Here is a 14127-nt window from a genome sequence, read left to right as displayed (position 1 = left end):
CACTATAACCGTTAGCTTACCAGTTTAAATTTTGAACAAGGTTGTTGTTAACCACCAGGTCATAATCTTTTATTGGCCATAGATAATTCCGTACGTTAAACACAGGCGCTGCCAGGTTTCGTGGGCGGTAATAGTTTATTGGCGAGGATTCAAAAATATTCCATCCTTGTAACGGCTTACTTAAAGCTCCCTGCAGCTCTTTCCAGCGGCGCAAATCCCACCCTGGCTCGCACTCAAATGCAAGCTCGATGCGGGTTTCCTGGTGGATGATCTGGCGAAGCCCTACCTGTGTAGTATATTTTGATGGATCTTTGGAATAAGTGGCCCATGATTCGGCAACGCCTTTTAACCCGGCCCTTGCCCTTACTTTATCAAGCCATGGAAGCACCTCGGTGGCTGCTTTACCTTGCTCATTCAATATTTCGGCGTAAAGCAGGTACATGCCGGCCAGTCGTATTACGGGTAAACGATAATCGGCAATGGTATAACCGTCGTCATACACAGTTAAATAATTCACCAGCTTTTTGGGCCAATAACCGGTAATATTTATCCTGATATTATCTGTAGGACCGGCCAGCGCACTGCTGCCACGTCCCTGAACATAGTATAAAGCGTCTTGTTTTACCTGCCCGTTACCAAACCATACACCGCCATCAAACGCTATATCGGCATAAAATCTTGGCTCGCGGTCGAAATGCGCTTTTACAGTTGAGTAGCCGTTACCTATATAATACCTGTCTGCATCATTGCTGGTACGTATGTCATAACGATTGGTATAATCCCACGTTTTGTCTTCGTTTATGGGCACACCATGATGGGTATAAAACAATTCCTGCTCTGAAATTGGAACAGCGAAAGTACCCTGGAATGATGGGTTGGCCGCAGCCTTAGCGGTTAACCGTGGCATACAATAACTCTGGCCCGGGAAAACAGGATTTAAGGCCCATATAACTTCCGGATTTAATTCCCATTTTTCGGTAACAGAAGTTTGCAGGTCTAATACCGTTTTTAACGAGTCGTTAAGTCCGTTAACGCTTGCTGTTGCAATAAACTTATGTAATGCTGCACCATTTGCTTCGGCAATATTAATTGCAGTTAAGCAAGCTGTAGCCGCCCTGTTCCATTTTGCAGCATCATAAGCCGAGGCAAAAAGTGACTTACCATCTTTATTTTTAATGCTGATATAATCGGGGTTACCATTAAAAAGCGGGCTTGCGGCCGTTGCCAGTATTTGTGCTTTAACAGCAAGCGCTATTGGCTGTGTTATGCGGCCCAGCTCTTTTGCAGGGTTAAATATTACCGCAGGCAAATCGGGCGCAGCCTCATCAAGCAGTTTAACCATATAGTTTACCACCGAATCAACAGGCGCTCTTTTTACTTTTACCTCTTCGGTTGAACTGTTGATGGGCAAATTTTTATCAACAATGGGGATAGGTCCGTATAACCTAAACAAAACAAAATGATAATAGGCTTTCAAAAATTTCACCTCGGCTATCCATCTTTTCTTTTCATCGGCCCCCAGGTCAATAGGCTTATCAATGTTTTCCAGCATGGTGTTACATCTCCTGATAGCTTTCCAGGTTGACTGACCGCCATTTTCGCCATCCCAATAATTGAGCCCCGGATTGCCGCTATTTTGCGTACCCCTGATAAGGTTAAATCCTGTTGGGTCAATCCCCTGGAAATCGGTCAAATCGTTCGGAAATATAATTTCAGCTGAAGTGGTAAACCCTGGGTTATTTTGAACATAGGTTAATTGCTGTATGGTAGCATAGCAGGTAAACAAATAGTTTTCCGCTTCGTTCCGGTTCCTGAAAGCATAATCTATGGTACCAACATTATCAGGCGTAACATCAAGGTACTTTTTACATGACACGCAAGAAATTGCGAGTATAGCCATGAACAGATATTTATAATACGATTTCATATTTACTTAATATTGTAATGTTATAAACTGACATTTAAACCGATGTTAAACACCTTCTGAATCGGGTATGCAAAACCGTTGCCTCCTAATTCCGGGTCCCATAACCTGAAAGGGCTCCATGTTAACAGGTTTAGGCCGTTAAAGTATATTCTCGCATTTTTAACCCCTAATGATTTAGCAGTGCGGATAGGCAAGGTATAACCAATCTCTACAGATTTAAGCCGCAGGAAGCTACCGTCGCGCAGCCACCATGTGCTGTTTTGCCTGTTGTTTTCTATAACAGCACCATCAGGGCCAAGTCTTGGATATAAAGCATATAAATTTTGGTTATCCTCGCTCCAATGGTCATCAGCATAAGCCTTTAACAACTGTGTATTGCCTGTATAGTACGATTCGGGGCTTTTGATGAATGGCGAGGTTGTGCCGGGATTGATAAAGAATGATACTTTTGCCTGGCCCTGGAAAAACCCCGAAAGATCGAAGTTTTTATAACTTGCCGACAAACCAAACCCATATACTATCTGCGGTATGGTTGGGTTGCCGATAAAAGTTTGATCGGCACCATCAATCTTGCCGTCGCCATTTAGATCACGGTATTTAATATCGCCACCCATAGGCGCAAAACCATTGGTGCTAAAAATTTGTGAAGGCGAGTTCCTGGCTTCGTTATCGTCAACAAATAACCTTTCGGCTACATAGCCATACTGGCGGTTAATGGGCTGGCCTACCTGCTGCCTGTAAGCTTCAGGATAATCAGGCGCTTCATATTGCGTGTATTTATTTTCCGAATAGGTAAAGTTTCCCCTCAGCTGTAATGAAAAGTTTTTACCTATATTTTCTTTTCCATCTATCGAGATATCGATACCTTTTGATTCGGCCTTACCAATATTGGCCGATATACCTGATTCAAGCCCCATTGTAGTTGGTATGGACGACCTGTCCTGCAGGATGTTGTATTTATTGTTTTTATAAACCTCGGCAATTACATTTATCTTTTTAAGCAACGTAAACTCCATGCCCAGGTTTGTTTGTTTTGATGTTTCCCAGGTTACGTCGTCATTTTCGTAATTGTTAACGCTTACGCCATTACGGTAATATCCATTGTTTTGACCAAAGCTTGCAAAATTACCGCCGTTAAGGTTTACATCGGATAAATAGAAGAACCTCCTGTTGCTGATAGCATCATTACCTACTAAGCCATAGCTTGCGCGAAGTTTAAACCTATCGAACACGTTATACAAATCGCCCCAGAATTTCTCGTCGGATACGATCCATGATGCGCCAACGGTTGGGAAAAACCCAAACCTGTGGTTTTCAGAAAAACGTTCGGAACCGTTATAACCAAAGTTAAACTCCAGGTAGTACCTGCCTTTATATGAATACGTTGCCCTGCCCGCAACAGTTTGGTTACGAAATGGCAACGAATCGAACAAAGAACCTGCATTGCCATAGCGCGTTTGCTGCTCGGTACCTATTAAAGCAGCGCTTATGTTGTGATTTACCCCAAAAGTATGTGCATAATCCAATACCCCCTGCAAATACAGGAATGAACTTGCGGTTGAATTACCAAATGTAGAATACCCCAGGTATTCCCTTGCTACGTTGTTGCCTGTTGGTAGGTTATTTATCCAGTTTAACTGGTAAGTGTTTGATGTTTTATCATAGTTTATAGCATTGTAATAAAAGGGGCTATATGATAAATACGACCGGAAAAACGAATACCTGTTGGTACTCATAATTGCATGAAAGTTTAAACCTGATGCAACAAAATCAAGGTTCTGGTTTAACTCCAGCTGCGCAAGCATCCTCGACTCGGAAGAATTCTGGTGTCCTTTTAATAATTCGGCATAAGGGTTAATATACTGGCTTGCACCATCACTGCTGTTAACAGCAGGCACATTACCAAACAAAATATGCTGGGTACGGAGGTTGGCAGAATCTGGCGGATAAAAAGCCGGAAAATCAACGGGGCTGGTATGTGATGCCAGGTTATAAAGCTGCGTTTGCTGGGATCCATCGCTGGTAAGCGGACCATTGTAATCGCTAAATGTACCAGATAACCTGATGATTAATTCGGTTTTACTGGTAACATTAATATTTACGTTTGAACGCAACTGGTACGTTTTGTAATTAACATTGTTATTATTATTGTTGCGGATATCGGTTCGTAGTATACCGTTATCATTGGTGAATGCACCTGCTACGTAATAGCGGGCAACACCGCCTCCGCCTTGCAAACTTAAATTACCACGCTGGGTATTGGTGCGTTTTTTAAAAAGCATGGCAAGCCAGTCGGTAGCCGGGTAAACATATTGGTTGCTGCCCGGCGCATGCGCAAGGGTTGCCTGGGTATTAATGATCTTGTTTTCGCTGTACGGTATGGGGTTTAAAGGATAACGTGTGCGGGTAGCTTCGTTAAAAAGCCTCATATAGGTGATAGGATCCGCAAGTTCTATGGTTTTTACCGATTGTGACTGCGAATTTTCAATCCTTACATTAATCTGGGCTTTGCCGGCTTTACCTTCCTTGGTTTTAACCAAAATTACACCATTACCACCCCTCGCGCCATACAAGGCAGTTGCACTTGCATCCTTTAATATCGAAAAGCTTTCAATATCATCTACGTTTAAACGGGCAAGGTCATTTGTTGTTAATTCTACGTTATCAATCAAAATCAGCGGGTCCTGCTTGTAACCAAACGTGGTAACCCCACGCACAAAAAATTTGGCATTATCTTGTCCCGGCTGCCCGCTGGGTGTGTAAGCAATAACACCGGCTACCTGCCCCGCTAAAGCATTGGTTAAGTTACTTGCCGGTATTTTTAAATTACCGGGTTTTACGGTAGTAACAGAACCAACTATAGCTTCTTTCACCTGTTTACGACCGTAAGCGGTTACAACAACCGTTTCGGCGGTAGTAATATCCTCTACCAGGATAATATTATAAACCTTTTTATCCGGCGTTATGGTAAATGTTTGCGTTTTAAAACCGATGTTTGATACCCTTATTACCGTACCGTCCTTTACATCCAATACAAACTTACCGTTGTTATCGGTTAAAGTACCGGATTTTTTATTGCCCGTTACGGTTATAGTTACCCCGGCCAGGGCCTCTCCCTTTTCGTTTTTTACGGTACCCGTTATGGTGATATCAAGCATATCGGCAACCGTGTTTACAGTAGGCGCATCCTTAATTATTACCGATTTACCATCTATTACATAAATCAGTTGCATGTCTTTTAAACAGGTTGCAAGTACCTGGTCAATCGGGGTATCTTTAAAAGACACATTTAATTTATGGTTGCCGTTAATACTTTTTGGCGACCAAAATATATTGTACCCCGTTTGCTTATTAATCTGTTTAAATACTTGCTTTAGTGTAGCATCCTTATTCACATAAGTGATTTTTTGTGAAAAGACCGCTGCGCTCACCTGCATAAAGGCAAGCATGAGTATAAAGCTTGTTATCTTCATTATGAGCAGAAATTTCTTGATGTAGCCCGAAGGCATACAAATGTTTGTAGTAAAATTTTTATACATTTGTTAAGGCTGTTAAAGTTAAAAGGTGTTGTCACAAATAGCATTTAGCTTATAAGCTTTTAGGTCAGGGACATCGCGAGTGTTCCTGATCTTACTTTTTATAAGCCACCATGTTACTCTTCAGGTAGTGTTTTCTTTCATACTCTTTTTTTAATTTAGTGTTGATAATTGGTTATATACTGGTGTTGGCGGTTTATTTTCTTTCCTTTTTAGTTATAATAATCTTTGATCCTTCAATGCGGAAACTTGCATCGCCGGTTTGCTCCATTATTTTAAGCAGTGTTGATATATTGGCAAAACGGGTTGTAACGGCGGCAAACAAATCATCCTTCACATCATTATCCCGGTAAATAACTTCTACATTATACCAGCGGGAAACCTTTCGCATAATAGTTTCTAACTTTTCATCATCAAACCTGAAATAGCCATTTTTCCATGCTATGGCCTCCTCTGTATCTACATCAGCTACTTTAAAATTATCGGTAAGGTTTGCTTCCTGTCCCGGCTTAAGCATGGCGCTATTAACTCCGCCGGTAACTTTCACCGAGCCTTCCAGCAGCGTAGTTTTGGTATTTGGTTCATCCGCATAAGCATTCACATTAAAATGGGTGCCTAAAACCTCAACCACCTGCCTGTTGGTAACCACCCTAAATGGATGGGCCTTGTTATGTGCTACTTCAAAATAGGCTTCGCCGCTTAGTTCAACCCTGCGCTCGTTTAATGCGGTAAAATCTACCGGGTATTTTAAACGCGATGCCGCGTTGAGCCAAACCTTTGTGCCATCGGGCAAAAGCAACTGGAATTGTCCGCCTCTTGGCGTTTCCATGGTATTGTATTGCAGTTCGGCAGCAGTAGTTGAGCTTTGTTTACTAACATCAGCAACAGCATAAACCAGCTGGCCATCGGCCGCTTTTGATATTTTGATTCCTTTTTGATGAATAATTTGTCCGTTACGGGCGTCGGTCAATGATATCTTTTTACCATTGGCCAGTGTCAAAATAGCTTTGTTACCGCCGGGTTCAATGATATGGTTATGAGCTAAGCCGAACTTTTGTGTATCTCCTGCTTTTTTGATAAAAAAAACGGCGCCAAACCCCAGCATAAAAAGTATGGATGCAGCAATTGCCCAGCTTTTTAAAGTAAATGGCTTTCCTTTGATGGGCTTAGTTTCCTTATTGAGGCGTAAAAGTATTTCTTCTTCCACGCTATCTTCAGCATCCGGAAATTCAGCATCCTGGTTTGCCACATTGCGGTACCATTCAGTTAAAGTTTCCTTTTCCGATTCCGTTGCAGTATTGTCTTTATACTTTCGTATTAGCTTATAAATGGTTTGGCGGTTCAATTGGTGTTGCGCTTTAGTATAGGTATGTACCGCGAAAACAACGTTACCCTACATGGTTATTAAAAAAAATTTGATTTATTGGAGCAACCTGATAGTTACAGCTTTTTATCGAAAAATCCTATAAACCTGGATAGCCGCTATTACTATCCAGCCGTGATTTTTAAGCTCGCCCCGAATTATCCGGAGCGCACGGGTAAGGTTTGCCTCTACCCCCTTTTCGGTGATTTGTATTTTGGTTGCAATTTCCGAATTTTTCATCCCCATATTACGGCTATAGCCAAATACCAGGCGGCATTTCTCGGGCATTTTTTCTACAATACCGTTCACATACTCCTGCAGAAAAAGGGCATCCAGTTTGTCCTCATCGTTTGCAACGGTTTCAAACTGATAATTCTGCGCAGCCAGGTCTGTCCTGCGTTGCTCCTTTTGATAGTATTTGTAGATGGTAAACTTTACCGATGTTGCTAAAAAAGCTGGCAGGTTATTAATATCTACCTCGGCATACCTTTCCCACAGGGATATAAACACATCGTGCACAATATCCTTTGCAGCGAGGTTATCTTTACTGTGGTTCCACGCTATTAAAAGCAGTTTTTTCCAGTACCTTCTGTAAATTTCAGTATAAGCGGCATGATCGCCCTCTTTCAACAGGGCTGTAAGCTGCTCATCTGTGTATGTGCCGTAGTTATTCATAAGCGCCCGCCCTTTTCATTTAAAGGGTTTGATTTGCAAGGCAGGCTGGGCACATAATATTTATCACCGATATATTAAACGGAGATAATTCAGGAAAATTAACGGACATTTTAGAAGGTAAAGTTTTATTCATATTTTAAATTTAACAGGCTATCAATCAACATATTCAACTCGTATTAACAGCAATTTAATAATTTAAGCTAAAAAAACATATTAAATATGCCGGAAGCATTCCTTTTAATCAGAATGATATAAAATAAAAATTAAAGCTGAATATAAACTGCGTTAGGTTTATAACGTAATTGTTGCAATGGTAAATAAACAATTAAAAATAAACAAAAATCTATTAAGATAAATATCGCTTCCTTTTGCTATGGATGGAATATTAGCTCTAAAATGCTTCTTAATTTATATTTAAAATAAACAGACCGCCATTGAGACGCACGAAGCAATGATGTGAATATTTGATGTGCGGGTATTTTAAATAACTACTAAGTGACATTTTAATCAGTATGGAACACTTCCTCCATACTTTGCCATTGCTTTTTCTGTGCAACAGCTTCGGGGAGCGGATTTTGTGTTGGGTCTGTTTCTTTCCACCAGCGTTGGGTAGTGGTATCGGCGGCCATTTTAGCCATGTCCCCTTTTAAATCGACGCCGGTATACTCAAAATAGCTAAACAAAAAGTACTTGCTTTCAATTTTTTGAATATAGATGGAATAATTATGAATATTACATTCCGCAATCTTTTTTAATACCCCGGGCCAGGCATGGGCGTGCAGCTTTTTATAATAAGCCATTTTCTCGGGCTTTAAGCCCGTTACCATGCCAAAGCGCTGCACGTTTATAGTGGCCACTTTTGGCATATCGTTATCATTTTGGGGTTTACTGCGCTGGCTCCTTATATAAAGTCCAAAACCAATCCAGCTTGACATTATTAAGATGACGACARGTATCTTGAATGAATTCATGTATTATATATTATCTGAACAGGTAGAAAAGCACGGCCATTATACAGGTCAACAAAACTGAAAGCACCTTATAATTGCCCAAACCGCCCCAGGCTGCACCACGTAATGGCTCCCAGGGAGATTTCCAATACAATATAGCACTTTCTTTGGTATGTTGAACAGGGTATATATAAGATAACGTGATTTGCATAAATAAACAAACCAGGAACAGGTAAAAGGCCATCATCATAAACGGTATTTGCCCGATGGCGCTTAATGGATATAGTTTTCCTGTTACAAATACCAATACCCCAACTGCCGATCCTATCCATAAGGTATACTTTGCAGACATAGCCGATGCTTTAGCCCAAAATACCCCTAATAAAAACACACAGGTTATAGGCGGTGCTATGTGTGCAATAATATCATTCAAGCCGTTAAAAATACTTTCGTAATTATTCAATAGCGGTAGCAGCAGCAACGATACAATTAGCGATACTCCTGCAGCAACCTTACCAACATTTACAAGTTTGCTATCTGTTGCTTCGGGCTTATATCTTTTATAAATATCATAACTTACTATGGTTGATATGGAATTAAGGGCTCCAGAGATCTGGCTCATCAAGCCCGATAATAAAGCTGCAACCAATACGCCAATCAGCCCCGGCGGAATCAATTGGGTAATCATCAGTGTATAAATTCCTTTACTGTTCACCACCTCCTTACCATCAACTACACTTTTTAATGCCGAAAGATCCAAATGACCGCTTTGTGCCAGCGTATAGGCAAACAGACCAGGCATCACAAAAATAAAAACAGGCAAGATCTTGATAAATCCGCAAAACAGCGGACCAACCCTGGCATGATTCTCGTCCTTAGCACCTAATACCCGCTGAACTATGGTTTGATCGGCACACCAGTACCAGATACCCAGCACAGGGTAACCTAAAAACACCGCGTACCAGGGCATCCCACTTGCATCGCCATGCGGGCGCAGCATCGAGAGTTTATTAAGCTGACTGTTATGCTTCAACACTTCAACCATAGGCTCCCAGCCACCCATTTTGGTATAGGCTGCAATGCTCATGATAATAGCGCCACCCAACAGCACCACTGTTTGAATTGATTCGGTTACCACTACTGCCGTTAAACCGCCAACTATGGTATAAATTGTAGTAATAACAGAGATAACGATAACGCTGGTATACATATCCACACCAAACAAAGTATGCAATACAATACCACCCGCCAATAACGAGAAGGCGATATGGATCAACACTGCAGACACTACCGATACGATGGCCAGCCAATCGCGGCTGGCACGGTCGTACCGTTTTTCCAGGAAGTCGGGCAGTGTGGATACCCCCGATTTTATATAGAATGGCGCGAAGAAAAGGGCCAGCAGGATGAGCGTAAATGCTGCCATCCATTCAAAATCGCCATTGAGCAAACCGGTATCAAAGCCGCTTTGAGCAAGACTCACCAAATGCACACATGATATATTGGTTGCAAACAAAGCCAGCCCTATCATGGGCCAGTGCAGCTTTTTGCCTGCCAGGAAATATTCGCCGGCCTCGTTATTATTATTTTTTGTTTTTTGCTGATGGCGGATACCTGTCCATAAGCCGATAACAAAAATTATAATAATGTATAAAGCGCTAATGATCAGATCGGGGGTATGTATCATGTTTTTTTTAATAATCTCTCTTTCGTCATTGCGAGGTACGAAGCAATCCCCTATTTAAAGGTCGAACTTGCAAGTCCGCTCTGTATTGTTACCCGATGTCTAAACCAAAACCTTCAAATCGCAGCTACTGCCCGGCACCTGCGGTGTTTGGTAAACCCCGTTGCTTATCTGTACCGGGTTAACAAAATGCTTTTGCAGATGCGGGATATGCTCCAAAAACAAAGCTTCATGCCCTACTGCTATATGGTTAAATAAAACCAAATGCTGATGCAGCTGGCCCATATCGCCCACATGAGGTACAACAGGTACGCCATATTTTTTGCAGAGCAGGCTAACGGTAATAAATTCGCTTACGCCCCCTACTCTTACAGCATCAACCTGAATAAATGATACCGAACCAGTTTGCAGGTAATTTTTAAAGACGATCTTATTTGGCACATGCTCGCCAAGGGCCAGCTTTAATGGTGATACGGCATCAGCTAAAGTTTTATGGGCCAGTACATCGTCCGGGTGGGTAGGTTCTTCAATCCAATACGGGTTCATGTTTTTTAGCTTATTGCAAATAGCTATGGCCTGCGGCAGGTTCCATTGCTGGTTGGCATCAAGCATTACTTTCACGTTATCGCCCGCAACTTCCCTTACAATATGTGCACGGCGGATGTCCCTTTCAGGATCTGCTGAGCCTACTTTCAGTTTCATGGCAGTAAAACCTTCGGCCAATGCTATTTTACAATTTTCGCGCACTTTCTCGTCCGAATAATTGAACCAGCCGATGGAAGTATCATAACCCGGATACCCTTGTTGCAAAATGCTTTCGCGGGCGGCCCGGCTGGCTTGTTGCGAACGCAACATTTGCAGCGCCTGTTCATAGGTTAATTCATCCTCAAGATATGATAGATCAAGCGTTGCCACAACCTGCTCCGGGGAAAGATCAGTAAGCAATTTCCATAGTGGTAGTCCCCTTTTTTTGGCCCACAGATCATAACAGGCATTAGTAACCGAAGCCAGCGCCAGGTGCACCACTCCCTTATGCGGCCCCAGCCAGCGAAACTGCTGATCGTTCGACAGATTTTTGAACAGCTCGCCAAAATTGGCCATGGTGTCTTCAATATCCCTGCCCTTTATTTTATCAGCATAATATTTGGCGGCTTTGCAAACCAGGTCGTTGCCCTCGCCCAAAGTAAAGGCAAAGCCAACACCGGTGTGGCCGTTATCATCAAATAAACGGGTTACGGCATAGGAATATACCGGATCGGTATGGATGGCATCACTGCCCGCGCTGCCATCAAGGGCGTACCTTATATCATCAACTTGTATATTTTTAATCATATTATATGGAGTCCTTTTTTGGGGTTGATTAAACAGTTTGGCGGATAACCCTGCGGTAACCCAGTTCGGCCCCGCCGGATACCGGTAAAATACAGCCTGTTATAAAACGCGCCTGCTCTGACACCAGGAATAAACAGGCATCGGCAACCACATCACCTTCGGGGCAATAGCCCAGGGCGTGTATATCATCAAGGTAATTCTCAACAGAACTTGCATCAGGTTGCTGCCGGCTCCAGGTCCTCAGCATAGGCGTCCACACTCCTGCCGGTGCTACCGCGTTAACACGGATGCCGTAAGGCGCGTAATCAAGCGCCATTGACTTGGTTAAGGCGCTTATAGCTCCTTTGGTGGCACTGTAAGCCGCGTGGATCTCCTGGCCAATTTCGCCCACCAGGCTGCCTGTGTTCAGGATATTTCCGCGTGTTTTTTTCAGCTCATCAATACCAAAACGGGTAGTATTAAAAACCCCTTTTACATTTACATTAAACAGTGTGTCCCACTCCTCTGCGGTAGTTTCATGCAGCGCTTTTGATGGATTGGAGATCCCGGCGTTATTATGAATAACATCTATTTTACCAAAATAGCTTACCGTTTCCATAATGGCCTGCCGCATGTCGGCAGCTATGGCTACATCTGCTTTTATATATAATATATCTTCGGCCTGCAGTTTTAAACGGGCTTGGTTGATACTTGCTTCCGAATTTGAAATTATACCGAGCTTTGCCCCGGCCGTATGATATATTTTAGCGCACTCAAAACCTATCCCTTCGGTGCCGCCGGTTAAAAAAATCACTTTGTTTTTTAGTAGCATATGATGTTATTATTTATTTAGGGCATAACGCCTAAACATTTTGTTTAAACCAACGGTATATTTTTCATTGTTAAAAAGTTTGCTGCTGTTAATGGCTTTGGCAAAACTTTAAAAGCAAGATCTGCAAACCTGGTTATATTGGTTATTACGAACAAGTCAAAAGTAAACCCCTGCTTTGTTGTTTATAATAGCCAAAACATTTTTTTTAATGGATTATTCCATTAAACACAGACAGAAAATATAGTTTATTGGCAAAATGCTATGCAGGGTTTGTAATTGGGTATAAATGATTGTATTTGCCGATTGTTTTATCTATAATAGCAGGCTGTAAACGGATATTAAATTAACGCTAATGTAGTATCCTGCTATAACACCAATTACGCCTAATATTATTTTAGATGAGTAACAGCTTTAAAAGACGGCAGGGTTTTGAGGGTGAAAAATTTATCAGCATTCCTCAAAAAGTATTGCGCGATGCCAGGGAACGCGATCCCGAACTTTTCCACATCTATATTACACATATAGGCTATTTCCCTAAAGCTGCATTTCATTACCGCGAACGCCGCAAAGGCTGCGAAGACAATATCCTCATTTATTGCCTGCAGGGCAAAGGCCATTATATTGTGGATAACAAGCGCTACGAGGTGCGCAGCAATCAATTCATCCTGATACCTGCTACCGATAAATACATGCGCTACTGGGCAGATAACGATGATCCATGGACCATTTACTGGGTGCACTTTACCGGCGATAAGATTCATGACTTTAACAGGTCGCTTAATTTAAGTATTACCCGCGGCCCGGTACAGATCCCGTTTAACGAAAATGCCATAAGCATATGGCATAACATTTACCAAACCCTGGAGATGGGCTACAGCCTGGAGAACATCAACAGCGCCTGCTTTTGCCTGTACCATATTATAGCAACCTTTTTAATGCCCGAGCGGCATATCATTAATGATAAGGACGAGGATGGCGATATCATCACCAAAACCATCCGCAACATGCGTAATAACCTGAATAAGAAACTGAGTGTGGAAGATATGGCAGGTAAGCATAATTTATCGATATCGCATTTCTCAAACCTTTTCCGCAAGGCTACCGGGATGCCGCCAATTGATTATTTTATCCATCTTAAAATGCAGAAGGCCTGCCAGCTGTTATATGCCAGCGGCGATAAAATAAAGACCGTAGCTGCCGGTCTGGGTTATGAAGACCCCTACTACTTCTCGCGCATATTTAAAAAATACATCGGCTCCTCGCCCGAGCAATACCGCATTACAGCGAAGAATACGGGTTAAAATAAATCAAATTTAAAAGCGCTAAGAATGAGTAATTAGTCTTGCGGGGTTTCCATAAACTAAGCAGTCGCAGGCAATATTTTTAGTTACTACGGCACCGGCTCCTATAGTTACGTTTGATTCAATAATTAGTTTGGGTAAAATAGTTACATTAGAACCAATACTGCAATTGGAACCAATTTTTACATCTCCCAATATCGTGGCGCGAGGAGAAACTTCAGAGAACTCTCCAATGTGAACCCCATGATGAATTTGTGATCCGGTATTAATCAAACAGCCTTTTCCAATAACAGTTCCTGAGCCAATAAAACAATTTTTCATCACATCGTAATGTAAACCATTTGCAAACAAACTAAATGTTGACATTAAGGAGCGTAAAGGGAGATACTCTCCACCCAAATTAATAAACTTGTTAAAAGCGAATCTTCTTTTGACAGGATCGCCTATACCCAAGATAAATTTAAATTTGGCGGGCAAAATATTTTTCACCTCTCTTTCGGATTTTAATATCCTGTAATTTCTCAGTTTGATATTTAACGCATTAATAT

At 42.0% G+C, this 14127-nt stretch carries 10 protein-coding genes; 1 reads left to right on the top strand and 9 read right to left on the bottom strand.

What is annotated here, in order from left to right; translation table 11 throughout:
- Positions 1-16: 16 nt before the first annotated feature.
- The 8 genes from AC1DO4_RS25660 to AC1DO4_RS25625 all read right to left on the bottom strand — a co-directional run bounded on the left by AC1DO4_RS25660 (position 17) and on the right by AC1DO4_RS25625 (position 12278).
- The gene (locus tag AC1DO4_RS25660; RefSeq protein WP_477420620.1) at positions 17-1900 is read right to left on the bottom strand and encodes a RagB/SusD family nutrient uptake outer membrane protein; all 1884 of its coding nucleotides are present in this window, start codon (positions 1898-1900) and stop codon (positions 17-19) included.
- 47 nt (positions 1901-1947) lie between these two features.
- Complete coding sequence (locus AC1DO4_RS25655) at positions 1948-5400, bottom strand: TonB-dependent receptor (protein ID WP_477420618.1); 3453 nt, start codon at positions 5398-5400, stop codon at positions 1948-1950.
- Positions 5401-5659: 259 nt separating this feature from the next.
- Positions 5660-6808 carry a FecR family protein gene (locus tag AC1DO4_RS25650; RefSeq protein ID WP_477420616.1) on the bottom strand — a complete coding sequence of 383 codons (1149 nt, stop codon included), beginning with the start codon at positions 6806-6808 and terminating at the stop codon, positions 5660-5662.
- Between the two features lie 105 nt (positions 6809-6913).
- On the bottom strand, positions 6914-7501 hold the full coding sequence (locus tag AC1DO4_RS25645) for a sigma-70 family RNA polymerase sigma factor (protein WP_477420614.1): 588 nt from the start codon (positions 7499-7501) through the stop codon (positions 6914-6916).
- A 503-nt stretch (positions 7502-8004) separates the two neighbouring features.
- Positions 8005-8436 (bottom strand): L-rhamnose mutarotase, encoded by a 432-nt coding sequence (locus AC1DO4_RS25640; RefSeq protein WP_477420612.1) that lies wholly within the window; start codon positions 8434-8436, stop codon positions 8005-8007.
- A gap of 46 nt (positions 8437-8482) precedes the next feature.
- Positions 8483-10138, bottom strand: a complete 1656-nt coding sequence (locus AC1DO4_RS25635) for a sodium:solute symporter (RefSeq protein ID WP_477420610.1) — start codon at positions 10136-10138, stop codon at positions 8483-8485.
- Positions 10139-10237: 99 nt separating this feature from the next.
- Complete coding sequence (locus AC1DO4_RS25630; RefSeq protein ID WP_477420608.1) at positions 10238-11467, bottom strand: enolase C-terminal domain-like protein; 1230 nt, start codon at positions 11465-11467, stop codon at positions 10238-10240.
- 28 nt (positions 11468-11495) lie between these two features.
- The gene (locus tag AC1DO4_RS25625; RefSeq protein WP_477420606.1) at positions 11496-12278 is read right to left on the bottom strand and encodes an SDR family NAD(P)-dependent oxidoreductase; all 783 of its coding nucleotides are present in this window, start codon (positions 12276-12278) and stop codon (positions 11496-11498) included.
- Between the two features lie 398 nt (positions 12279-12676).
- On the opposite strand from AC1DO4_RS25625, the gene AC1DO4_RS25620 reads away from it, so the two are divergent.
- Complete coding sequence (locus AC1DO4_RS25620; protein WP_477420604.1) at positions 12677-13579, top strand: AraC family transcriptional regulator; 903 nt, start codon at positions 12677-12679, stop codon at positions 13577-13579.
- Positions 13580-13600: 21 nt separating this feature from the next.
- On the opposite strand, the gene AC1DO4_RS25615 is transcribed toward AC1DO4_RS25620, so the two are convergent.
- Positions 13601-14127: DapH/DapD/GlmU-related protein (locus AC1DO4_RS25615; RefSeq protein WP_477420602.1), on the bottom strand; the 527-nt coding region annotated here is incomplete at its 5' end.

The organism is Mucilaginibacter sp. P5_A6 (assembly GCF_056400585.1).
This window is presented reverse-complemented; position numbering and strand designations above follow the sequence as displayed.

Excerpts from the sequence above, each read along its gene's own strand:
- AC1DO4_RS25660 (WP_477420620.1), bottom strand. The coding sequence starts at position 1,900 with ATGGCTATACTCGCAATTTCTTGCGTGTCATGTAAAAAGTACCTTGAT.
- AC1DO4_RS25630 (WP_477420608.1), bottom strand. The coding sequence starts at position 11,467 with ATGATTAAAAATATACAAGTTGATGATATAAGGTACGCCCTTGATGGC.
- AC1DO4_RS25635 (WP_477420610.1), bottom strand. The coding sequence starts at position 10,138 with ATGATACATACCCCCGATCTGATCATTAGCGCTTTATACATTATTATA.
- AC1DO4_RS25655 (WP_477420618.1), bottom strand. The coding sequence starts at position 5,400 with ATGAAGATAACAAGCTTTATACTCATGCTTGCCTTTATGCAGGTGAGC.
- AC1DO4_RS25640 (WP_477420612.1), bottom strand. The coding sequence starts at position 8,436 with ATGTCAAGCTGGATTGGTTTTGGACTTTATATAAGGAGCCAGCGCAGT.
- AC1DO4_RS25620 (WP_477420604.1), top strand. The coding sequence starts at position 12,677 with ATGAGTAACAGCTTTAAAAGACGGCAGGGTTTTGAGGGTGAAAAATTT.
- AC1DO4_RS25645 (WP_477420614.1), bottom strand. The coding sequence starts at position 7,501 with ATGAATAACTACGGCACATACACAGATGAGCAGCTTACAGCCCTGTTG.
- AC1DO4_RS25625 (WP_477420606.1), bottom strand. The coding sequence starts at position 12,278 with ATGCTACTAAAAAACAAAGTGATTTTTTTAACCGGCGGCACCGAAGGG.